Here is a 22,600-nt window from a genome sequence, read left to right as displayed (position 1 = left end):
CATGAGCAAGACCGACACGCGCGCGCTCGCCTTCGTCTCGTCCGGCACCATCCCGCCATCGCCGCCGCCCTCGAGCGAAGTCGGAGCCGTCCACTGGCTGCGCGAGAACCTGTTCTCCGGCTGGTTCAACACCATTCTCACCCTGGCCTCGATCGCCGTCGTGGTGCTGCTGGTGCCGCCGATCGTGGAATGGGCCTTCCTCGACAGCGTCTGGAACGCCTCGAGCCTCTCGGAGTGCCGCGAGAAGGGCACGGGGGCCTGCTGGGCGGTGATCAACGAGCGCTTCAACCAGTTCATGTTCGGCTTCTATCCGCCCCATCTCTACTGGCGGCCGATCCTGACCTTCGTGCTGCTGTTCGTCGCGCTCGCGCCGGTGCTGTTCGGCTCGCTGCCGCGGCAGATGCTGTGGTTCTCGCTGCTCTTTCCCGTGGTCGCCTATTTCCTGATCTGGGGTGGCCTTGGACTCGAGCCGGTCGAGAGCCGGCAGCTTGGCGGCTTCCTGCTCGCGCTGGTCATCGGGGTCGCCGGCATCGTGCTCTCGCTGCCGATCGGCATCCTGTTGGCGCTTGGGCGCAAGTCGCACCTGATCTTCATCAAGACCATCTGCGTCGTGTTCATCGAGTTTATCCGCGGCGTGCCGCTGATCACGCTCCTGTTCGTCGCGAACTCGGTCCTTGCCTACTTCTTCCCCCCGGGCTCGAACCTCGACCTGATCCTGCGCGTGGTGATCATGGTAACGCTGTTCGCCTCGGCCTACATGGCCGAAGTGATCCGCGGCGGCCTCGCGGCGCTGCCGCAGGGGCAGTACGAAGCGGCAGACGCGCTGGGGCTGAACTACCAGAAGTCGATGCGGCTGATCGTGCTGCCGCAGGCGCTCAAGATCTCGATCCCCGGCATCGTCAACACCTTCATCGGGCTCTTCAAGGACACCACGCTGGTGGTGGTGATCGGTCTTCTCGACCCGATCGGCCTGATTGCCGCGACGCGGGCCGACAGCAACTGGAACGGCATCATCTGGGAATTCTACGTCTTCGTCGGCTTCTTCTTCTTCATCGCCTGCTTCGGCATGTCGCGCTACTCGATGTATCTCGAGCGCAAGCTGAAGACCGATCACCGGTAACGGCCGGGTTCACAGGGAGACAACAACAATGACCGAACTTGCCACCGAACGGACTGCCGACCGGTCGAAGATGTCGATCTCGGACGAGGTTGCCATCCAGATCACCAACATGAACAAGTGGTATGGTGACTTCCACGTCCTGCGCGACATCAATCTCACGGTCTATCGCGGCGAGAGGATCGTGGTCTGCGGTCCGTCGGGCTCGGGCAAGTCCACGATGATCCGGTGCATCAACCGCCTCGAGGAGCACCAGAAGGGCGACATCATCGTCGACGGAATCGAACTCAACTCGGACCTCAAGAACATCGACAAGATCCGCGCCGAAGTCGGCATGGTGTTCCAGCACTTCAACCTGTTCCCTCACCTCACGATCCTCGAGAACTGCACGCTGGCGCCGATCTGGGTGCGCAAGACCCCACGCCGCGAGGCCGAGGAGGTGGCGATGCACTTCCTCAAGAAGGTCAAGATCCCCGAGCAGGCGCACAAGTATCCCGGCCAGCTTTCCGGCGGGCAGCAGCAGCGCGTGGCGATCGCGCGGGCGCTGTGCATGAAGCCGCGCATCATGCTGTTCGACGAGCCGACCTCGGCGCTCGACCCCGAGATGATCAAGGAGGTGCTCGACACCATGATCGAGCTGGCCGAGGAGGGGATGACGATGATCTGCGTCACCCACGAGATGGGCTTCGCGCGGTCGGTGGCGAACCGGGTCATCTTCATGGACCAGGGCCAGATCGTCGAGCAGAACGAGCCCGAGGAGTTCTTCCTCAACCCGAAATCCGACCGCACCAAGCTGTTCCTGAGCCAGATTCTCGGCCACTGATCGAGCGCCCGCGCCGCGCGTTCGCGCCCGTCCCCGCGGCATCCGGGGGCGGGCGACGTCTATTTCGCGGCTGCGTGAGACTCATCACAGAATTCCGTCCCCGAATGAGACAGAACTGACCCAAGGCGGACGGCGCCGCCGCTGCTGCGGTGCCACGCAGGCAGGGAAACGACCGCGGGAGGGAAGACGGTGCATTACCTGATTTATCCGATGGCAATCATCGCGATGATCGGGATTGCGTTTGGCGCACTCGGCATCGCGTGACCTCGCCTCCGCACGGGAGGTGCCGACGAGCACGGGCGGCGGCAGGGACACCTGCCGTCGTTCTTCGTTCGGGGGTCAGTGCTCCGCCACCTCGCGGGGGACCGCGAAGGCAGTGAATCGGGCGGCGTTCGGGCCGAAGGCCGCCCATCCCCCGGTCTCCATCTGGAACACCGCCACCGCGGCAGTCGGAAAATGCGCAAAGGCGCGTGCGCAGCCGGTGGCGGGGTTTGCGTCGCTCAGGTGCTCGGCCAGCGCCGAAAGCCCCGGCTCATGCGCCACCAGCATGACGCGCGAGAGGTCGTCTGTCAGTGCCCGCACCAGGCGCAGCATGGTGGGCGGACCGGCGAGGTAGAGTGCGGGCAGCAGCTCCGGCTCGGGCAGGGCAGGGACGGCGCGGCGCATCCGGTGCACGGTTTCGACGGTTCGCGCGGAGGACGAGCAGAGGATCCGCTCCGGCACCAGCCCCTCGGCCTCCAGCCAGCGCGCCATGACCGGTGCGGCGGCGCGGCCGCGCTTGTTGAGCGGACGGTCGTGATCGGCCTGACCGGGATCGGCCCAGCTCGACTTGGCGTGGCGCAGGAGAATCAGGGTCCGCATCGCGAGATTGGACGCTGCGGTCCATGACAGGGTCAACCGCGCCCTGACGGGGGAGGGTGCGCGGCGAGGAAGGCCGCCATGTGGAAGGCGCATTGAGCGCGTGGCGGCACCGCGTCACGCCCCGCCGGGCAGGCATGGCGCACGCGGCAGCCGCCGTCGCGGCAGGCGGCGCCCTCGGGCGCACGGACATGGGCAGTGCAGGCGGCAATGTCGTAGGCCCTGCCCTCGCCCATCGCGCCCACCGGGCAGGCGGTCAGACAGGGTGCGGGGCAGCCGAGGCAGGGGTCGCCGACCGGGGCGGGCTCGGTCGCGGCCGCCGCGTCCTCGGGCAACGCGATCGCGCCGCGCCACGAGATCCAGAGCCCGCGCCCGGGGCTGACCAGCATGCCCACGGGCGAGGGGCGCGCGCCCTCGGCCTTGCGGCCCCAGGCGAGGAACGGGGCATAGGGTGGGCCGCCGAAGGGAAAAATCGCCGTGGCACCCTGCGCGGCCGCGACGGTGTCAAGCACGCGGCGCGACCAGCGGTCGAGCGGGTGGGGCGCGCCGTCACGGGACTCCGGCGCGGCGCGGAAGGCGTCCCACATCGCGGCGCCATCGGGGCCGACGAGGCAGAGGAGCGAAGCATGCGCGGGCGCGCCGTCGCAGAGCTCGGGGCTGAAGCTGCCAGTGATCCTGAGCCCGTGCGGCGCGAGCCCTGCAGCGAGGCGGATGGTCGGAGCGGCGGTCATGGCCGCCCCGCTACTTCCCCGCAATCCCGGCCCAAGCGCTGCCGCACCGCGTCGCCCGCCGTCACGCGTGGATCAGCGTGCCCGCGCCATGGGCGGTGAAGAGTTCGAGCAGCACGGCGTGGGGCGCGCGTCCATCGAGGATCACGGCGGCCTCGACCCCCTGGTCGATGGCGTCGAGCGAGGTTTCGACCTTGGGGATCATGCCGCCCTTGATCGTGCCCTCGCCGATCATCTCGTGGATGTCGGCGCGGCTGAGATCGGTGATCACCTCGCCGTCGCGGTTCTTCACGCCCTGGACGTCGGTCATAAGCAGCAGGCGCTTGGCCCTGATCGCGCCGGCAATCGCGCCCGCGGCGGTGTCGCCGTTGACGTTGAACGTCTCGGTCGGCGTCGCGCCCGCGCCGACGGGGGCGATCACGGGGATGAAGTCGGATTCGAGGAAGGTGGTCAGGACGCCGGGGTTGACCTTGACCGGCTCGCCCACGAAGCCGAGGTCGAGCACGCGCTCGATGTTGCTGTCGGGGTCCTTCTCGGTCTTGGTGGCCTTGCGGCAGACCATGAGGTTCGCATCCTTGCCCGAGAGGCCGACGGCGCGCCCGCCCTGGGCGTTGATCGCCGCCACGATGCGCTTGTTGATGACGCCCGCGAGGACCATCTCGACCACCTCGACCATCTCGGCGGTGGTCACGCGCAGGCCGCCGCGGAATTCCGAGCGGATCTGGAGCCGGTCCAGCATCTGGTTGATCTGCGGCCCGCCGCCATGGACCACGATGGGCTGCACGCCACACTGCTTCATCAGCACGATGTCGCGGGCGAAGCTGTCCATCGCGTCCGACTCGCCCATGGCGTGGCCGCCGAACTTGACCACGACGACCTGGCCGTCATAGCGCTGGAGATAGGGCAGGGCCTCGCTGAGGGTGCGGGCGGTCGCGAGCCAGTCGCGCTTCATGGCTTTCTGGAGCTCCATCGTCTTCGATCTCCCCGGCATCCCGGTTATGCGGGTGACCCTCATAGCGCGGGACGGCGCGGGCTTCCAGTGGCGCGCCGCACTCAGCCGGGCATTAGCCGGGCGATGGCGGCGCGGAGCGTGGGGATGCCGTCGCCCGTTTCGGCCGAGGTCACGACGATCTCGGGGAAGGCCGCCGGGTGGCGGGCGAGGTCGGACTTCACGCTTGCGATCACCTGGGCGAGCCCCCCGCCGCGCGGCTTGTCGGCCTTGGTCAGCACCGCCTGGAACGAGACGGCCGAGCGGTCGAGCAGCTCCATGATCTCGTGGTCCACCTTCTTCACGCCATGGCGCGCGTCGATCAGCACATAGGCGCGCGCCAGCGTCACCCGGCCCGCGAGATAGGCGCGCAACAGCGCCTGCCAGCCCTCGACCTTGGCCTTCGGCGCCTCTGCGAAGCCATAGCCGGGCAGGTCCACCAGATAGCCGCGCGCACCCAGCGCGAAGAAGTTGATCTCCTGCGTCCGGCCCGGCGTGTTCGAGGCGCGCGCAAGCCCCTTGCGCCCGGTGAGCGCGTTGATCAGCGAGGACTTGCCGACATTCGAGCGCCCGGCGAAGCAGACCTCGGGCCGGTCGGGGGCGGGCAGGCCGTCGATCTGGACCACGCCCTTGACGAAGTCGCAGGGGCCCATGAACAGCTTGCGCGCGGCCTCGGCCTCGTCGGCGTCCGGCTCGGGCATCACGGTGAAGGGGACGGCTGGGACGCTCATGCGATCTCCACGGCCGCGCCCTCGGCGATCTCGCCTCCTTCGAGCACCTCGGCATAGAGGCCGAACCGGGTGTGGCCGCGGGCGGCGCGCAGCGTGTCGAGGATGGCGGCGTCGCGATGGCCGGTTTCGGGGTTCGCCTCGGTCGCGCGGCAGCGGCCGATCGGCTCGACCACGCGCAGCAGGGCGCCGCCGATGCGCAGCGTGCGGCCGACCCAGTCCTCCTCCTCCCACGGCACGACGCCGTCGAGCCAGAGATTGCCGCGAAACCGGCGGGGGTCGGGCGCGATGCCCAGCCGTTCCGAGAGGGCGCGGAGCGAGGCGAGCGACAGGACCGAGATGAAGGGCTCGGCCATGTCGGTCATCGCAGCGTCCGGCGCATGGGCGAGCCGGTAGGGGCCGGGGCGCGCGCCCTCGGCCATCGGCGACACCCAGTCGCAGAGCCGGGCCGCACCGTCGGGCGTGGCGGGGTCGACGGTCAGGCTTTCCCGCGCTGGGTGGGCGAGGGTCAGGCTGCCCGTGGCGGGATCGTAGCGCGCCGACACCGCCGCGAGGCGAGGCGCATGGGTCACGCGCAGGAAGTTGTTACAGCCTTCCCACCCCGGCGCTTCGGCCCGCCAGGACGAGCCGCCATGCGCGACCGCCCACAGGCGGTCATGCGGCATCGGCCGGCCGGCGGCGAGGGTCACGCGCGGCAGCGCCTCGCAGCCGATGCTCTTGACCGGGTGGCGCCAGATCCGGGCGAGGTGCGGGGTCATGCCCGCGCGCCCCGCCGGCGCGGCTCAGGCGCGGTCATCGCCGCCACCGCCGCCTTCGCCGCCCGTGCCGTCGGCGGCCTTGCCGCTGGCAGGCTTGCCGCTGTCGGCGGGCTTCGGCGCACCCTCGGCGCCCGGGCTCGCGTCGCTCATGCCCGGGTTCGCGGTGCCCTTGCGCTTCTTGCCGCGCGGCTTGCCGGGCGTGTTGCCGGGCGCCGGCAGCTCGGCCTTGGCCGGCTGCCCGGCCGTCGCGGCCGCCTTGGCGGGCGCGGGCTTCGCCCCGGCTGCGGGCTTGCGTTTGAAGCTTTTCTTGATGTTGCCGAAGATGTCGACCTCGACCCCCTGGCTGCGCATGATGATGTATTGCTGCGTGAAGGTCAGGATGTTGTTCGCGGTCCAGTAGATCACCAAGCCCGAGGCAAAGCTGCCAAGCATGAACATGAAGACCCAGGGCATCCAGGCGAAGATCATCGCCTGTGTGGGGTCGGCCGGCGCCGGGTTGAGCTTCTGCTGGAGCCACATGGTGATGCCCATCAGGATCGGGAACACGCCGATCGAGATGAACACCGGCGCCCAGGCCACGTCGTAGGGCAGGAGGCCGAACAGGTTGAGCCACGAGGTCGGGTCGGGCGCCGAGAGGTCCCTGATCCAGCCGATGAAGGGGGCGTGGCGCATCTCGATGGTGACGAACAGCACCTTGTAGAGCGCGAAGAAGATCGGGATCTGGATAAGGATCGGCAGGCAGCCCGAGGCGGGATTGACCTTCTCCTTCTTGTAGAGGGCCATCATCTCCATCTGGAGCTTCTGGCGGTCGTCGCCCGCGCGCTCCTTTATCTTCTCCATCTCGGGCTGGAGCTTCTTCATCTTCGACATCGCCACGAAGGACTTGTAGGCGAGCGGGAAGAGCAGCGCCTTGATGATGAAGGTGAGCGCGATGATCGAGAAGCCCATGTTCCCGATCAGCCCCTGCACCCAGTTCAGCATCCAGGCGATCGGCTTGGTGAGGAAATAGAACCAGCCCCAGTCGACCGAGTCGTAGAAACGGTCGATGCCGAGGCTCTCCTCGTAGCCCGCGATGGTGCCAAGTTCCTTGGCGCCGGCGAAGAGGTTGGTGGCGATCTGGGCCGTGCCGCCCGGGGCCACGGTCATGACCGGCAGGCGCATCTCGGTGCGGAATTCGGGCAGCGCGCCGGGCAGGACCTTGTAGACCGCGCTGAAGGCCTGGCCGGGGCGCGGCGCCAGCGTGGTCATCCAATAGTGATCGGTGAAGCCCAGCCAGCCGTTTCCGGTCACCGAATGCGCCTCGACCATCCCGCCCTCGAGCGGGTTCGCCGGAAGCTCCTGCATGTCGCCGTAGCTCACTTCCGACAGCGCGCCGTCGAACATGCCGACCGCGCCCTCGTGCAGGATGAAGAAGCCCATCCCCTTCGGCTCGCCGCGCCGGGCGATGTATCCATAAGGCGCGATCGAGACCGGCTCGGCGCGCGTGTTCTCGACCGTCTGGGTGATCGTGAACATGTAGCGCTCGTCGAGCGCGATGGTCTTGCGGAACACCAGGCCCTCGCCGTTGTCCCAGCGCAGGGTCACGGGGGTCGTGGGCGTCAGCCGCTCGCCGCTCTCGATGGTCCATTCGGTGTTCGCCCCGGGCAGGGGGCCGGGGTCGCCCTCGGCCGTGCGGAGCCAGCCATGGACAATGTAATAGGGGTTCAAAGCGCCCGTGGGGTTCAGGAGGACCACGGTGTCGGAGCCGGGATCGAGCGTCTCGCGGTAGTCGGAAAGGTGCAGATCGTCGATCCGCGCGCCCTTCAGCGAGATCGAGCCTGTCACGGCGCCCGAGGCGATCGGGATGCGCTGGGTCCGGGTGAGCGCGGCGTCGCGCTCGACCACGGCGCCGGGCGCCTCCGCCGTCTCGGTCCCGCTTCCCTCGACCGGAGCCGCCGTGCTGCCCTCGCCTGTGGCGGTCTGCTCGGCGGCGACCTGCTGCGGCGGCTCGGGCTGTGGTGCGAAGAAGGCCTGCCACGTGAAGATCACCGCCATCGACAGCACGGCCGCCAGCAGCAGGTTGCGCGTATCGCTCTTGTCGCCGCCCATCAGGGACTCCGTCTCAGATCACCGGGGCGGTTCAACAGGGAGCCGCGCGCAAGGTCAAGGGGTTTCGGGGTCTCGCCGGGACGGCGCGGTCGGCGCAAGGCCCGCGAAGTCGAAAAGCGCGGGGTCGGCGAGGTGCCCGGGACGCACATTCGTCAGGGCGCGGAACATCACCTGCCGGCGGCCGGGGGTGCGGTGCTCCCACTCGTCCAGCATGGCCTTGACCTGCGCGCGCTGTAGCCCCTCCTGGCTGCCGCAGAGGTCGCAGGGGATGATCGGGAAGCCCATGGCGCGGGCGAAGCGGTCGCAATCGGCCTCGGCAATATGCGCCAGCGGGCGCAGGACCATGATATCGCCCTCCTCGTTCACCAGCTTGGGCGGCATCGCCGCCAGCCGCCCGCCGTGGAACAGGTTGAGCATGAAGGTCTCGAGGATGTCGTCGCGGTGGTGGCCCAGCACGATGGCCTGGCAGCCTTCCTCGCGCGCGATGCGATAGAGATGGCCGCGCCGCAGTCGCGAGCACAGCGCGCAGTAGGTCTTGGTCGAGGGGACCTTCTCGGTGACGATCGAATAGGTGTCGCGATACTCGATGCGGTGCGGGATCTCGTGGCGGGCGAGGAACCCGGGCAGCACGCCCGCGGGAAAGCCTGGCTGGCCCTGGTCGAGATTGCATGCGAGCAGGTCCACGGGCAGGAGGCCGCGCCATTGAAGCTCGATCAGCGCGGCGAGCAGGGTGTAGCTGTCCTTGCCGCCCGACAGGCACACCAGCCAGCGCGCGCCGGGGGTGACCATGCCATAGGCCTCCAGCGCCTCGCGGGTCTGGCGCACGATGCGCTTCCTGAGCTTGCGGAACTCGAGCCCGTCGGGGGCGCCGCGCAGGATCGGGGGGAGGTCGCTCTCCGGCAGGTCGCCCTCGGGGTCCTGCGCGGCGGCGCTGCTGAGGCCTGCCATGTCCTGCATCTGCGGGTCCTGTCTCGCGTTCCGGGCGCCGGACCCTATCACGTCCGGCGCGGCAGGGAAGCCCCGTCCCCGGGGCACGCCGGCGGTCGCCCGTGTCAGGCGCAGACGAGGCGGATCTCGGCGCCGCTGCGATCGAGGCCCGTGATCTTGAGGTGCCGCACCCCCGGCCGGGCGAACAGCGCATGCGCGAGCGGGTTCACGAACACCGTCTCGACCCGGTTTCCGATGCCGCGACCGCCGTCGAACAGGTCGTAGGTGCAAAGCTCCTCGATCGCGGCCAGCGCCTCGGCGGTGAAGTCGATGGTCACGCCATGCTCCTCGCGCGTGGCGATCAGCACGCGTTTCATGATGCTCTCGAAGATCAGAAGCGCGGTGCTCGCGCGGATGAACTCGAAGATGACGATGTTCTGGCCGATGCGGTTGATCAGCTCGGGGCGCTTGAGATCGACGCGGAAATGCTCGCGGATCGCGGTGACGATCTTCTGCTCCATCTCCTCGTAGCTGTCCGACGGCAGCACGTTCATCGCCATGTTGGTCGTGCGGTCGTTGCCGACGATGCCCATGTTCGAGGTGAAGATGATGAGCGATTCCGAGAAGGTCACCGTCTCGCCACGCTGGTCGGTCAGGCGGCCCTCGTCGACAATCTGCAGGAACTTGTCGAGGATGCGGGGATGCGCCTTCTCGACCTCGTCGAACAGGAACACGCTGAACGGGCGCGAGCGGGCGGCGTTGACGAGTTCGCCCCCCGCCTCGTGGCCGACATAGCCCGGCGGCGCACCGATCAGGCGGCTCTCCGAGTTCTCGGAGCTGAACTCGGACATGTCGAAGCGGTGATAGGCGGTCTCGTCGCCGAACAGGAGCTCGGTCACCGCCTTGGCCAGCTCGGTCTTGCCGACCCCGGTGGGCCCGGCGAAGAACAGTACGCCCCGCGGGCGGCTGTGGCGGCTCGAGCTTTGCGAGCCGCTGAGGCCCATCACCGAGCGGGTGAGGATGTCGAGCGTCTTGCGCAGCGCGTTCGGCTGGCCCTTGACGCGGCGGCCGAGGATCTCGGCCCCCTCGGCGATGCGCGCGCGCACGACGCTGGACTTCCAGGGATTGCGCGGGGTGCCGACGCGGTAGGCGCGCACCGCGTCCGAGATCTGACTGAGCCCGATGCCCTCGGCGCGCGCGAGGTCGCAGATCGCCGCGACCGCGCGCAGGGTCATGCCGTCGGTGTCGAGGGCATACTGCTCCAGCGCCTTGGCAAGCGCCGCCGCGGGCAGCGCCGCGTGATCGCGGAAGCGCGGCGCGAGCGCGGTTGCCATGAGGTGGCGTTCCTCGACGTCGGGCAGGTCGGCCGTGAGCCGGCTCACCGCCTCGTTGCCAAGGACGAACCAGTCGGGCAGGTCGTGCGCGCTGTCGAGCAGCCAGATCAGCGGGTTGCGCGGCGGGGGCGTGCCGTCGGGGCGGCTGTCGCGCGGGGCCGGCTGGTCGTGCGCCAGCTTGTCGAGCGCGATGAAGAAATCCTCGCGCGCCGTGTCGCCGGCCTCGCGATGCGGAAAGAGGCGCGAGGCGTAGTCGAACAGCACCGCCACCGGCTCGGCGAGGCGGGCGATCCTGGGAAGGTCCCGGGCGAGCCGCGCGATGTCGCGCCCCGGGCCGCCGAGCTCGACCCCCGCCGCGCCCAGCGCGCCGGCAAGGTCCCGCCGCGAGCCGGGATGGAGTTGCAGCCCCGTCAGCGGGTCGTGCACCACCAGCCCCGCGAATCCCCGCGCCGCGAGCCTCGCCCAGATCGCATCCGGCGCTGGCAGGAACAGCGGGGTTGCGCCCCCCTCGACCGGAAAGAGATCGCGGATGTTGCCCGAGACCGCGAACTGCGAGCGCACGGCAAGATCCTGATCGAGCCGCCGCAGCCACAAGGGGGCCGGGAAGCCTGCGCTCCCGCGCGCAGACGCGTCGGCGCCTGCCGTCATCTCGTCGCGTCGCATCGGGCAACCCGCTCCGCTCGCGGGGCCGCGCCCGGCCCCTCCACACCCACCGATACCATGAGCGCAAGCATCGGGCGGCGCCTTGACGCAGGTCAAGGGGATGCGTGCAAGCGCCCGGAATTGCCCGGATGCGACGTGGGCCCTCGATCCGGCGGCGATCCGCGCTAGCTCCCCGGCAGCCGGGAAGAACCAGGGAGCCAGCCGTGCCGTATCTCGTCCTCTACCTCTCGACCGCGGTCATCTTTCTCGTGGTCGACGCGATCTGGCTCAAGCTGGTGATGCGCCCGCTGTTCGAACGCAACGTGGGCGACCTGCTGGCCGACGAGATCCGGCTCGCGCCAGCGGCGGGGTTCTACCTGCTCTACGTGATCGGCATCCTGTGGTTCGCCTCGGCCCCCGCATGGCGCAGCGGCGACTGGGGCGGGGCGGCGCTCAATGCCGCGCTGTTCGGCTTCTTCGCTTACGGCACCTACGAGGCCACGAACTTCGCCACCCTGCGCGGCTGGACCTGGGAGATGGTGGCGACCGACGTCGCCTGGGGCACGGCGCTGACGGCGGGCGCGGCGCTGGCGGGGCTTGCGATCACGCGCGCGATCCTTGGCGAGTGAGCCGCGCGGGCGGTCGCGCGCGGGGGCGTTGACATCGACGCGGCCGGGCCTGCACGCTCCGGGCCAACCACAAGCCGGGGGAGGCCGCAGCCGTGTCAGACCATATCCTTGCCATCGACCAGGGCACGACCTCGAGCCGCGCGATCCTGTTCGACGGACGGCTGTCGCCCATCGCCACGGGGCAGGAGGAGTTCGCGCAGCACTTCCCGAATTCCGGCTGGGTCGAGCACGACCCGGCCGATATCTGGTCCACCACCGCCGCCACCTGCCGCGCGGCCATCGAGCGCGCCGAGATCGGCGCGGGGCGGATCGCGGCCATCGGCATCACCAACCAGCGCGAGACGACGCTGCTGTGGGAGCGCGGGAGCGGGCGGCCGGTGCATCGCGCCATCGTCTGGCAGGACCGGCGGACCTCGGAATTCTGCCAGCGGCTGAAGGCCGAGGGCCACGAGCCCATGGTCACGCAAAAGACCGGGCTGCTGCTCGACCCCTATTTCTCGGCCACCAAGCTTGCCTGGCTGCTGGACCAGGACGACAACCGCGCCCGGGCGCGGCGGGGCGAGCTGATGTTCGGCACCGTCGACTGCTACCTGATCTGGCGCCTGACCGGGGGCGCGGTGCATGCGACCGACGCCACCAACGCCGCGCGCACGATGCTCTACAACATCCGCGAGGGGCGGTGGGACGACGACCTGTTGCGCCTTCTCGGCATCCCGCCCGAGGTGCTGCCCGAGGTGCGCGACAGCGCCGCCGACTTCGGCGCGACGCGTGCCGACCTGTTCGGCCGGCCGATCCCCATCCTGGGCGTCGCCGGCGACCAGCAGGCGGCGACGGTGGGGCAGGCGTGTTTCCGGCCGGGGATGCTGAAATCGACCTACGGCACGGGCTGCTTCGCACTCCTGAACACCGGGGCCGAGCCGGTGGAGTCGCGCAACCGGCTGCTCACGACCATCGCCTACCAGCTCGACGGCAAGCCCACCTATGCGCTCGAGGGGTCGATCTTCATCGCCGGGGCCGTGGTGCAGTGGCTGCGCGACGGGCTGAAGATCATCCGCGAGGCGCGCGAGACGCAAGGGCTGGCCGAGGCCGCGGATCCGATGCAGTCGGTCTACCTCGTGCCCGCCTTCACCGGGCTGGGCGCGCCCTACTGGGACGCCGACTGCCGCGGCGCGATCTTCGGTATCACCCGCGGCACCGGGCCGGCCGAGCTTGCGCGCGCGGCGCTCGAGAGCGTGGGCTACCAGACGCGCGACCTGCTCGACGCCATGCGGCGCGACTGGACGGGGGCCTCGGACACCGTGCTGCGGGTCGATGGCGGGATGTCTGCGTCGGATTTCACCATGCAGTTCCTGGCCGACATCCTGGGCTCGCCGGTCGACCGGCCGAAGGTGGCCGAGACGACGGCGCTGGGCGCGGCCTGGCTCGCGGGGATGAGGGCGGGGGTCTACCCCGGCATGGAGGATTTCGCCGCCGATTGGGCGCTGGAGCGCCGCTTCGAGCCGTCGATGGGGGCGGAGGCGCGCGAGGTGAAATACGCGGGCTGGCAGGATGCGGTGCGCCGCACGCTGAGCCGGTGACGCCCTGGGCGTTCTCCACCGCCGGCGAGATCCGCTTCGGGGCGGGCGTCTCGCGCGAGGCGGTGGCGGCAGCGCGGGCCGCGGGGCGGCGCGTGCTGGTGGTGACCGGTGCCGATCCCGCGCGCGCGGGCTGGCTGACCGGAGCGCTGGCGGCCGCGGGGATGGAGGTCGCGACCGCCGCGACGGCGGGCGAGCCCGAGCTCGCCGGCATCGAGGCGGCGCTGGCCGAGGCGCGTGCCTTCCGGCCGGACGTGGTGATCGGCATCGGCGGCGGCTCGGCCATCGACGCGGCCAAGGCGCTGGCGGGGCTGATGCGCGAGCCGGGCGCGGTGCTCGATCATCTCGAGGTGATCGGCCGCGGCCTGCCGCTGACGACCGACCCGCCGGCGATGATCGCGGTGCCCACCACTGCGGGAACCGGCGCCGAGGTCACCCGCAACGCGGTGATCGGCGTGAAAGGCGAGGGCCGCAAGGTGTCGCTGCGCGATCGGCGCCTGCTGCCGCGGCTCGCGCTGATCGACCCGGAACTGACGCTGGGCCTGCCCCGCGGGGTGACGGCGGCGACCGGGCTCGACGCGCTGACGCAGGTGATCGAGCCGTGGCTGTCGCCCTTCGCGACACCGATGACGGACGCGCTGTGCCGCGACGCAATCCCGCGGGGTCTGGCGGCGCTGCCACGTGTGCTGGAGGTGCCCGGCGACCGCGAGGCGCGAACCGAGATGGCATGGGTCAGCCTGTGCGGTGGCCTCGCGCTCGCGAACGCGAAGCTGGGGGCGGTGCATGGCCTGGCCGGCGTGATCGGAGGGCGAACGGGCGCGGCGCATGGCGCGATCTGCGGCCGGCTGTTGCCGCGGGTGCTGGCGGCGAACGAGGCGGCACTCGCGGCGCGGTCGCCATCGCATCCCGCGCGGGCAAGGCTCGCGGCGCTGCGGGGGATGATCGCGGGGGCCTTCGGCGTGGCCGAGGGCGAGGCGCTGGACGCGCTCGCGGGCTTCGTCGACGGTGCGGGCGTGCCGGGGACCGGCGAGCTCGGGATCGGGCCGGGCGATGTCACGGCGATCGCCGAGGCCGCAACGCTGTCGTCGTCGATGAAGGGCAATCCGGTCGAACTGACCGCAGCCGAACTGGCCGGTGTGCTGTCGGACTGAGTCGCGAGCGCGGCGCGCGAGTCAGCGCGCGCCGAACCCGGTCGTCACCACGACGACGGTGCGCCACAGGATCGCGAGTTCGAGCGAAGGGCGCATGCGCCGGATGTAGTCGAGGTCGTGGCGAACCTTGCGGAACGTTGCCTCGACCCCCTCGGCATAGCCGAGATGGACCTGGGCGAGGCCGGTCAGGCCGGGCTTGACCACGTGCCGTTCGCGATATCCGGGCACGCTGTCGACGAAGTGGACCGCGTGCTCCCAGAAGTCGGGCCGGGGGCCGATAAGGCTCATCTCGCCGCGGATGATGTTGAAGAACTGCGGCAGCTCGTCGATCCGGTTGCGGCGCAGGAAGCGGCCGAGCGGCGTGATGCGATGCTTCTCGACCGGATCGCCGGGGCCGCGGCTCTGCCCTCCCGCGCAGCGCATCGAGCGGAACTTGATCGCGGTGAAGGGCTTGCAGTCCTTACCCATCCGCGTCTGGCGGTAGAGCAGGGGGCCGGGGTTCCAGACCGGGTTCAGGGCCGCGAGGAAGACACCCGCGACGACGATGAAAGGGATGGCGATGATGGACGCCGCGATGTCGCAGGCACGCTTGCATGCGAGCGCAAACGCCCCCGGAGGAGCCACGGAATGCCCCGGCCCGACGGAGAGCTGCCCCCCCCCGACCCCGATGAAGGAGAGCGTTGCAAGGGCGCTATCGAACTTCGTGTTCATCACGAAACATCCCGGGTAAGCGACACACTTGAACGACACCAGAACAATCAGGGGAACTCGACACGGGCCCGAAGTCGGCTCAAAGCACGTTTTTTGCTACCTGCAGGAAGGAGTGCGGTCAAGAAATCATTGAAAATTAAATTGTCTGTGGCGTCGAGTTGGCGGCGCAGAATGCAACGCGACGAAAGCATGGCGGCGTCGTGGCGAAATCGAAGCGACGGGGCGAACGGTAGATGGTTCTTCCGAGCGTGCCACCGGTCGCTGCTGCGGGGGGGCGCCCTGGCAGTTGCCTTTGGCGCTGCGGCGCTCTGCCAGAATGACCGCCGACGGGACCGCCGGCGCCGCCGAGGGCGTGAGACCGGCCGTGGCGATGCGAGCCGCGAGGAGCCTCGGGCCTTGCGGGCCTGCGCGACAATGCGCGTCGCGCGGCGAGGCGTCGGCTCGTCGACGACGCCGGGGAACGGCCCTGGCGCCCCTTGTCCGCTAGACGTTCGGGACGCAGCGGGGCCTCGCGCAGGCCGGCGCAGGCGGCCACGTGATGCCCGGCCCGGCCACGCGGCGCCGGTCAGCTCGCCGCATTTCGGGGCATTCTGCGATCCTGCACCGGGGCGGGGCATTCCAAGAAAGGCACCGCACGAGTCGAGGCGTCCGCCCCGCCGCTTCATGCCATGCCCCGGGGTTACTGGTCCTCCTCGAGCGCGACGAGGCGCAGGCGTCCCTCGGCCTCGAGGGTCCGGATGCCTGCGACCACCTCGGCCTGCGCTGCCTCGCCGTCCTCGCGGACCATCGCGCCCGGTGCGGTCCTGGCGGCGGCGGACCTTCGGGTCGCGGCGAGCGACCCAGAGGCGCTGCGGCTGCGCGACGAGATGATCGGTCTCGAGGCACGCCGCGCGATCTATGCCGGCCGTCCGGTGACGCTGCAGGAGCTGGGTCCGCCGACGCTGGTGCGGCGCAACGATGTCGTGACGCTGCGTTTCATTGGCGGCCGGCTCGAGATCCGCACGGAGGGGCGAGCGCTGGAAGCGGGCGGGCAGGGGGAGCGCATCCGCGTGCTCAACCTCGACTCGCGCCAGCCGGTCGCGGGCCGCGTCATCGCGCCCGCTCAGGTGGAGGTCCGGCGGTGATCCGCGGCTGGCCGCTGATCGTTGCGCTGGCGGCGGCTGGCTGCGCCGGTCAGCTCGACCACCTCGGACGCCCGCCAACCGTCACCCCGCCGGGTGCCGAGGCAAAGATGCATGTCCCGCCTCCCGCCGCGGAGCGTGTGGCGTTGGCGAGCATGCCCGCGGCGCCCGCGCGAATGGCGGCGCCCGCCTCGCTTTGGAATGCGGGGCCGCAATCGTTGTTCGGCGACCGACGGGCGCGGGCGCGTGGCGATATTCTCACCGTCGTTGTCGAGATTGACGATGAGGCAGATCTGTCGAACGAGACCACCCGCGCCCGCACCGGGTCAGACGAGGTCGGCGTGTCCGCACTGTTCGGCCTGCCGGCGGTTGCCGATGTCGTGCTGCCCGGCGCGAACACGCTCGAGCCCGCGGTCTCGGCGAGCGGGTCGTCGAGCTCGAACGGCACGGGAAGCGTCACTCGAAACGAGGAGATCACCCTGCGGCTGGCCGCGACGGTGCAGGAGATACTGCCGAACGGCCACATGATCATCCGCGGCAGCCAGGAAGTGCGGGTGAATTTCGAGCTGCGCGAGCTGCAGGTCAGCGGCATCGTGCGGCCCGAGGACATCTCGCGCCGCAACGAGATCGGCTACGACAAGATCGCCGACGCGCGCATCGTCTATGGCGGCAGGGGCCAGATCACGGATGTGCAGCAGCCCCGCATCGGGCAGCAGCTCGTCGATCTGATCGTGCCGTTCTGAGGCCGGGGGCGGGCGTGCCAAGAATTCTGCTCCTGCTCGCACTCCTCGGTCTCGGGGCTCTTGGCGGAGGCGTCTCGGCCGCGCTGATCGCGCCGGCCGAGGTGCAGTCCGCCGCACCGCCGCAGGGCGAATCGGCACCGGGTGAAGGGCGAGCTGTCCCGCCGGACGATGCGGCAGGCGAGGGGCAGCCCGGGGCCGCATCCTCGACACTGCCGCCGCCCGATCGCTCCAAAACGCAACGAGGCGGCGGGGACGCGTTGGGAGGCTCATCCGGGCACGGCGTCGGCGGTCCCGCGCAGGCGTCCACACGCCATGAGCAGCCGGGATACGGCTCGGGGGCACGCAGCTTCATCGCCGTCGGGCGGCAGCTCATCATACCCGTGGTGCGCGGCCGGAACACGCGCGCGCTGATCCTGTTCGAGCTGGCCGTCGACGTGCCCGCGGCGATAAGCGAGGCCACGCACAAGATGCTACCTCGTCTGCGGGACGCCTTCCTGCGCGAGCTTTTTGCGATGTCCTACACAGGCGCGTTCGACGAAACCTACACCGATGGTCGCGTGCTCGACGAGATGCGGCGCAACCTGCGCCTTGCGGCACGGCGCGTCCTGGGTGACGAGGTCGCCGATGTGTTGGTACTGGACGTGATGCGGCAGGAACTATGACCGAACCACCGCGGCGCCCTGGCGGCGGTTTGGCCGTGTAGCGCCGTTCGGGCTTCGGTCTGTTTCCGCCTGGCACCAGAGAAGGGGTGTCCGCCACATGGGCCGCCGCGCGCCTTCGGCGTCCCGCTTGTTGCATGGGTCGCGGGCCTGCCATGTTGTGCCTTGCCAGACCCCGCGGCGCGGGTTTCGTGTCCGCAGGGCGTTTCCCAGTGGCGCGATCTTGGCTAAAGCTCGTCGTGGGGGCCGCCCGGTGCTTTGCGGGCGGGAAGGGCCGGAGAATATGGCACCGCATGAGCGCGAGAACATGCCGGACCGGGGCGCAGGGCCCTGTCGCGGGACGACCGAGTCGTTCCGGGCGCTGCCGCATTCCTGGCCGCGCGAGCTGAGGCTGCTTGTGCGCTGCATTGCGGTCGGCGTCGCGGCCGAGAATGCTCGCGCCGAGGTCGTTGGCCTTGCAGCGGCGCTTCGGGCGGAGGAGTGGGAGCGCTTCGGCGATCTCGCGATCGACCGCCATCGCGTCGCGCCCGTGGTCCTGAGGCAGGTTGCCGCGCTAGCGCCGCCCGCCAAAACGCTCGCGCGCCTGCAGGTGGCGGCGATGGATGCGGCGCTGTCCGGGTTGCGGCAGAAGGCCGAAACGCTTCGGATGCTGGACGCACTGGGTGCCGCGGGCATCGAGCCACTGCTGCTCAAGGGCTGGGCGCTCGCCGAGCGGCTCCACGGCTCGGCCGCGCTTCGGCAAAGCCGCGATATCGACCTTCTTGTCGGGGACGCCGAGTTCGAGACTGCCGCGGGCATCGTCGCCGGCCTGGGCTATCGCCCCGCGCAATCACCGGCGGCCGGGGCGGCGCGCCGGCGTCCCAGCGAGCGGGCGGTGAAGGATATCGAATTCACGATCCCTGGAAATGACTTCACGCTTGAGCTGCATGCCCGCAGCATTGCTTATCGGGGCTGGCCGGGACTCGCGGCGCTCAAGGCAGGCACATGCGTGCACGAAATCGACGACACCGGCCGGCGGATCGCCGTCCCCAGCGCGCGCGGCGACCTCGTGTTCCTGTCGGTCCACGGCATGCAGCACGTCTTCAGCCGCCTGCGTTGGCTGCACGACATCGCCACGCTGGTCGAGATGCGCAGCGACGCCGACCTTGCCGGGGACCTCGCGGCCGCCCGGCGCATTGCGGCGGGGCGCTTCGTGCGGATCGCGGTGGCGCTGGCTGGAACCGTCTTCGGCAGCCGCTGGCCCGAGCCCTGGCCTCGGCCGACCTTCTCGGAGCGTATGGCGGCCCGGCTCATCCTCGCCGCGGTCGCGCGCGAGGATTTCGCGGGCCCCCAGCGGCGTGCCGCAATGCGGCGCGTAGCGCTGAAGTTCGTGGTGGCCGGGACCTTGCGTCAGCGCCTCTCGCTGCTCGATCGCTCACGCCGGGTGCTCATGGCGGGTCACAAGCCCGGATAGGGCAGCCTAGGGCGGCAGCGGGTGCGATCAGATTCCGTGGTGGTCGCGATACCAGCGCACGAAACGCGCGATCCCATCGGCGAGCGGGGTCGCCGGCCGGAACACGATGGCGGCTTCCAGCTCGGCGGTGTCGGCCGAGGTGGTCACCACCTCGCCCGGCGGAAGCGGGCGCATCTCTAGGATGCCCTTGCGCCCCGTCTCGGCCTCGATCAGCCCGATCAGCTCCATCAGCGCTTCGGGCTTGCGGTTGCCGATGTTGTAGACGCGGTGCGGTGCGAAGCTCGACCCCGGATCGGGCGCCATCCGGTCGAAGTCTGGATTGGCCTCGGCCGGGCGGTCGAGGAGCCGGACCACCGCCTCGGCGATGTCGTCGATATAGGTGAAATCGCGCCACATCCGGCCGTGATTGTTCACGCGGATCGGTTCGCCCGCGAGGATCGCGCGGGTGAACTTCCAGACCGCCATGTCCGGCCGTCCCCAGGGCCCGTAGACGGTGAAGAAGCGAAGACCCGTCATCGGCAGCCCGTAGAGCGCCGCATAGCTGTGCGCCATCAGCTCGTTCGCCTTCTTGGTCGCGGCATAGAGGCTGACGGGGTGGTCGACGCTGTCATGGATGCTGAAGGGAACCCTTGCATTGCCGCCATAGACCGAACTCGACGAGGCATAGACGAGATGCCGCGTCGCGACCGCGCGGCAGCCTTCAAGGACGTTGAGGAAGCCCGCGAGGTTCGAGGCGCCATAGGCCTGCGGGTTCTCCATCGAATAGCCCACGCCCGCCTGCGCCGCCATGTGGGCCACGATGGCGGGTCGGAGCCGCGCGAACAGGTCCTGCATGTCGCGCTGGTCGGCGATGTCTATCCGCTCGAAGCGGAAGCCGGGATGCTGGCGCAGCCGGTCGAGCCGGGCTTCCTTGAGGGCGGGGTCGTAATAGTCGTTGAGGTTGTCGATGCCGACCACCGGCCGGCCGGCCTGAAGCAGCCTCTCGGCCAGGTAATAGCCGATGAACCCGGCCGCCCCGGTCACCAAGACCGGCGGCTCGTGGCCGGGATGCGGCGGCTGAGGGCTAATCGACATCGCACAGCCCCGTCAGGGACGCCCGATCGAGCAGTACCGGAAGCCCGCGGATCGGGCGTCTTGGGGCAGGTAAACGTTGCGCAGGTCGACCATCACGTCCGAGCGCATGAGCCCGTGCAGTCGTCCGAGGTCGAGGGCGCGGAACTCGTTCCATTCGGTCAGGATCACCACCGCGTCGGCTTCGCGTGCCGCGTCGTAGGCGCTGTCGTGCCAGGTTGCGCCGGGCAGTAGCGCCTCGCCTTCCTTGCGGCCCTGCGGATCGGTCACGCGGACCTCGGCGCCCGCGCCGATCAGGGCGGGGACGATGGTCAGCGAGGGCGCGTCGCGCATGTCGTCGGTGTTGGGCTTGAAGGTGACGCCAAGAACGGCGATCCGGCGCCCGGCAAGCCGGTCGTCGAGCGCCTCGGAGATGCGCCCGACCATGCGGCGCTTGCGCGCCTCGTTCACCTCGATCACCGTCTCGACGATCCGCATGGGCGAGGCGACCTCGCGGCCCGTGCGGGCGAGCGCCGAGGTGTCCTTGGGAAAGCACGAGCCGCCATAGCCCGGCCCCGGATGCAGGAACTTCGAGCCGATCCGCCCGTCGAGGCCGATCCCCTTCGCGACCTGCTGCACGTCGGCCCCCACCCTCTCGCACAGGTCGGCGATCTCGTTGATGAAGGTGATCTTGGTGGCGAGGAAGGCGTTGGCCGCGTACTTGATCATCTCGGCCGATTCGGGCGTGGTCCAGACGATCGGCGTCTCGCGCAGGAAGAGGGGGCGATAGATCTCGGCCATCACGGCGCGCGCGCGGTCGGACGCGACGCCGACGACGACGCGGTCGGGGCGCATGAAGTCCTCGATCGCAGCGCCCTCGCGCAGGAATTCGGGGTTCGAGGCGATGTCGAACGGAGCCTCGGGCGCCACCGACCGGATTCGCCGCGCGACCTCGGCATTGGTGCCGACGGGGACGGTCGATTTCGTCACGACGATGGTGTAGCGCGAGATGAGCGGCGCAAGCTCCTCAGCCGCGCCGAAGACGTAGCTGAGATCGGCGTGCCCGTCGCCGCGGCGCGTGGGCGTGCCGACTGCGATGAACACCGCATCGGCGCCCTGCATCGCCGCCACGAGATCGGTGGTGAAGCGCAGTCGGCCAGCCGCCACGTTGCGCGCGAGCAGGTCTTCGAGACCCGGCTCGTAGATCGGGATCTCGCCGGCTTCGAGCCGCGCGATCTTGCCCGCGTCTCGGTCGACGCAGACGACCTCATGCCCGAAATCCGAGAGGCAGACGCCCGAAACCAGGCCGACATAGCCCGTCCCGATCATCGTGATACGCATCGCATTCCCCGCTGAACCAGAAACCGGCGCCCCGACGATCCGGCGGACTGCGCCCCATGCCGACGGTTTCATTAACAAGCCGCGCCCGGGAAGGCGAGGCGGAAAATTTCAGGCGTGACGGGTATCGGCGCGCCTCACTTCATCCAGCGCGCGAGGGCAGGAGGTGGCGCCAAGGGGCGTCGACCGGGCTTGAAGGCTGATTGCTTTTCATGTGAAACTGATTTCAAAAAGAAATGAACGGAGCCGCATCGCGGCCCGCCGCGGGGAGAAAACATGGACCGGGGAGCGCCGCCCGCGCTCGAGGGGTCGCCGTTGGAAGAGGATGCCATGCTGGCGTCCCGCTCTATCGATGTGCTCAAGCGCGTCTTGGATCAGTACATCGTTCCGCGGCTGGTGCTGTCTCACCCCCATGCGGTTCGCCCGCCGATCGAAGAGGCCGCAGTCGCGGGCCGGGTGGCGGACATGACCGAACTGGCCCTGCAGTCCGAGGACGCGCTGTCACGCGAGGTGCTGTTGCGGCTCAAGGACGATGGCATTCCGCACGACACGCTGCAGCTTGGCCTGCTCGCGCCGGTCGCCGACTGTCTCGGCCGACTGTGGCGCGAGGACCAGATCGACATTCTCGACGTCACGATCGCCACGAACAGCCTGATCCGCTCGATGCGGTTCGTCAGCATCGAGCTCGACCGCCTTCCCCGGGCGCATGAGGGCGGCGTCTCGATCCTGCTGGCGCCGGCGCCGGGCGAGATCCACAACTTTGGCGCCGCCATGGCCGCGGAGTTCTTTCGCCGAGGCGGATGGCAGGTCACCTACCTGCCAGGGCCGGATCATGACGAGCTGATCGCGAGCGTCGCGGCCCAGCCCTTCGAGGTGATCGGGCTGTCCCTGACCAGCGCCGCCGGCCTGGGCGCGCTCACGCAATCGATTGCTGCGCTGCGGCGTCAATCGCGAAACCCCGACATCGTCGTGATCGTCGGTGGTCCCGTGTTCGCGGCGGACCCCGCCCTCGTGACCGCGGTCGGCGCTGATGCGGCAATCGCCGCGGTCGAGGCCGCGCCGGCCGCCACGCGGCGTGTCCTGCGCCAGATCAGCGAGTTGCGCTGACGTCCCGCCGGCGGCGCCAGGCCGGCGCGAACGCGGCCGATCGAGGCCTGTGCGGCGCGCGGGGCTCGCCGGG

The 22,600-nt window shown here is 69.9% G+C and carries 21 protein-coding genes; 10 read left to right on the top strand and 11 right to left on the bottom strand.

Going from position 1 to position 22,600, the window contains the following annotated elements; translation table 11 throughout:
• The first annotated feature begins 1 nt into the window (after position 1).
• Complete coding sequence (locus M1105_RS18355) at positions 2–1,120, top strand: amino acid ABC transporter permease (protein WP_249581837.1); 1,119 nt, start codon at positions 2–4, stop codon at positions 1,118–1,120.
• Between the two features lie 28 nt (positions 1,121–1,148).
• Complete coding sequence (locus M1105_RS18350) at positions 1,149–1,940, top strand: amino acid ABC transporter ATP-binding protein (protein ID WP_319936804.1); 792 nt, start codon at positions 1,149–1,151, stop codon at positions 1,938–1,940.
• Between the two features lie 339 nt (positions 1,941–2,279).
• Here M1105_RS18350 and M1105_RS18345 read toward each other — a convergent pair whose 3' ends face one another.
• The 8 genes from M1105_RS18345 to M1105_RS18310 all read right to left on the bottom strand — a co-directional run bounded on the left by M1105_RS18345 (position 2,280) and on the right by M1105_RS18310 (position 11,012).
• Positions 2,280–2,801, bottom strand: coding sequence for a SixA phosphatase family protein (locus M1105_RS18345; RefSeq protein WP_249581836.1), 522 nt, complete (start codon positions 2,799–2,801; stop codon positions 2,280–2,282).
• Positions 2,802–2,833: 32 nt separating this feature from the next.
• Complete coding sequence (locus tag M1105_RS18340) at positions 2,834–3,529, bottom strand: ferredoxin (RefSeq protein WP_249581835.1); 696 nt, start codon at positions 3,527–3,529, stop codon at positions 2,834–2,836.
• Positions 3,530–3,590: 61 nt separating this feature from the next.
• Complete coding sequence (argB, locus tag M1105_RS18335) at positions 3,591–4,496, bottom strand: acetylglutamate kinase (RefSeq protein ID WP_249581834.1); 906 nt, start codon at positions 4,494–4,496, stop codon at positions 3,591–3,593.
• A gap of 83 nt (positions 4,497–4,579) precedes the next feature.
• On the bottom strand, positions 4,580–5,245 hold the full coding sequence (gene yihA / locus M1105_RS18330) for a ribosome biogenesis GTP-binding protein YihA/YsxC (RefSeq protein WP_249581833.1): 666 nt from the start codon (positions 5,243–5,245) through the stop codon (positions 4,580–4,582).
• Complete coding sequence (locus tag M1105_RS18325; RefSeq protein WP_249581832.1) at positions 5,242–6,000, bottom strand: MOSC domain-containing protein; 759 nt, start codon at positions 5,998–6,000, stop codon at positions 5,242–5,244. Before M1105_RS18325 ends, yihA begins: the two co-directional genes overlap by 4 nt.
• A 24-nt stretch (positions 6,001–6,024) precedes the next feature.
• The gene (yidC, locus tag M1105_RS18320; protein ID WP_249581831.1) at positions 6,025–8,088 is read right to left on the bottom strand and encodes a membrane protein insertase YidC; all 2,064 of its coding nucleotides are present in this window, start codon (positions 8,086–8,088) and stop codon (positions 6,025–6,027) included.
• Between the two features lie 54 nt (positions 8,089–8,142).
• Positions 8,143–9,036, bottom strand: coding sequence for a tRNA 2-thiocytidine(32) synthetase TtcA (gene ttcA / locus M1105_RS18315; RefSeq protein ID WP_249581874.1), 894 nt, complete (start codon positions 9,034–9,036; stop codon positions 8,143–8,145).
• Positions 9,037–9,140: 104 nt separating this feature from the next.
• Positions 9,141–11,012 (bottom strand): AAA family ATPase, encoded by a 1,872-nt coding sequence (locus M1105_RS18310; protein ID WP_249581830.1) that lies wholly within the window; start codon positions 11,010–11,012, stop codon positions 9,141–9,143.
• Positions 11,013–11,215: 203 nt separating this feature from the next.
• Between M1105_RS18310 and M1105_RS18305 the strand changes: the two genes are divergently transcribed.
• The 3 genes from M1105_RS18305 to M1105_RS18295 all read left to right on the top strand — a co-directional run bounded on the left by M1105_RS18305 (position 11,216) and on the right by M1105_RS18295 (position 14,345).
• Positions 11,216–11,620: a DUF2177 family protein gene (locus M1105_RS18305; RefSeq protein WP_249581829.1), complete on the top strand. Its 405-nt coding sequence runs from the start codon at positions 11,216–11,218 to the stop codon at positions 11,618–11,620.
• 92 nt (positions 11,621–11,712) lie between these two features.
• Complete coding sequence (glpK, locus tag M1105_RS18300) at positions 11,713–13,197, top strand: glycerol kinase GlpK (protein WP_249581828.1); 1,485 nt, start codon at positions 11,713–11,715, stop codon at positions 13,195–13,197.
• Positions 13,194–14,345 carry an iron-containing alcohol dehydrogenase gene (locus M1105_RS18295; protein WP_249581827.1) on the top strand — a complete coding sequence of 384 codons (1,152 nt, stop codon included), beginning with the start codon at positions 13,194–13,196 and terminating at the stop codon, positions 14,343–14,345. Before glpK ends, M1105_RS18295 begins: the two co-directional genes overlap by 4 nt.
• Positions 14,346–14,366: 21 nt before the next feature.
• Here M1105_RS18295 and M1105_RS18290 read toward each other — a convergent pair whose 3' ends face one another.
• Positions 14,367–15,056 (bottom strand): sugar transferase, encoded by a 690-nt coding sequence (locus M1105_RS18290; RefSeq protein WP_249581826.1) that lies wholly within the window; start codon positions 15,054–15,056, stop codon positions 14,367–14,369.
• 737 nt (positions 15,057–15,793) lie between these two features.
• Here M1105_RS18290 and flgA point away from each other — a divergent pair.
• The 4 genes from flgA (at position 15,794) to M1105_RS18270 (ending at position 19,032) form a co-directional block, all read left to right on the top strand.
• Positions 15,794–16,180 (top strand): flagellar basal body P-ring formation chaperone FlgA, encoded by a 387-nt coding sequence (gene flgA / locus M1105_RS18285; protein WP_249581825.1) that lies wholly within the window; start codon positions 15,794–15,796, stop codon positions 16,178–16,180.
• A complete protein-coding gene (flgH, locus tag M1105_RS18280) occupies positions 16,177–16,920 on the top strand; it encodes a flagellar basal body L-ring protein FlgH (RefSeq protein WP_249581824.1) in 744 nt (247 codons plus the stop codon). The genes flgA and flgH overlap by 4 nt, the downstream gene beginning before the upstream one ends.
• A 14-nt stretch (positions 16,921–16,934) precedes the next feature.
• Positions 16,935–17,582: a hypothetical protein gene (locus M1105_RS18275; protein WP_249581823.1), complete on the top strand. Its 648-nt coding sequence runs from the start codon at positions 16,935–16,937 to the stop codon at positions 17,580–17,582.
• A 280-nt stretch (positions 17,583–17,862) separates the two neighbouring features.
• The gene (locus M1105_RS18270; RefSeq protein ID WP_249581822.1) at positions 17,863–19,032 is read left to right on the top strand and encodes a nucleotidyltransferase family protein; all 1,170 of its coding nucleotides are present in this window, start codon (positions 17,863–17,865) and stop codon (positions 19,030–19,032) included.
• 27 nt (positions 19,033–19,059) lie between these two features.
• On the opposite strand, the gene M1105_RS18265 is transcribed toward M1105_RS18270, so the two are convergent.
• Both M1105_RS18265 and M1105_RS18260 read right to left on the bottom strand, forming a co-directional pair.
• Complete coding sequence (locus M1105_RS18265) at positions 19,060–20,106, bottom strand: NAD-dependent epimerase (protein ID WP_249581821.1); 1,047 nt, start codon at positions 20,104–20,106, stop codon at positions 19,060–19,062.
• Positions 20,107–20,118: 12 nt separating this feature from the next.
• Positions 20,119–21,423 carry a UDP-glucose dehydrogenase family protein gene (locus M1105_RS18260; RefSeq protein WP_249581820.1) on the bottom strand — a complete coding sequence of 435 codons (1,305 nt, stop codon included), beginning with the start codon at positions 21,421–21,423 and terminating at the stop codon, positions 20,119–20,121.
• Between the two features lie 273 nt (positions 21,424–21,696).
• Between M1105_RS18260 and M1105_RS18255 the strand changes: the two genes are divergently transcribed.
• Positions 21,697–22,527: a cobalamin B12-binding domain-containing protein gene (locus M1105_RS18255; RefSeq protein ID WP_249581819.1), complete on the top strand. Its 831-nt coding sequence runs from the start codon at positions 21,697–21,699 to the stop codon at positions 22,525–22,527.
• Positions 22,528–22,600 lie beyond the last annotated feature (73 nt).

The organism is Thermohalobaculum sediminis (assembly GCF_023487995.1).
Lineage (GTDB): Bacteria > Pseudomonadota > Alphaproteobacteria > Rhodobacterales > Rhodobacteraceae > Thermohalobaculum > Thermohalobaculum sediminis.
Note: the sequence above shows the minus strand (reverse complement) of the source record. Positions and strands in the feature narration are given on the sequence as shown.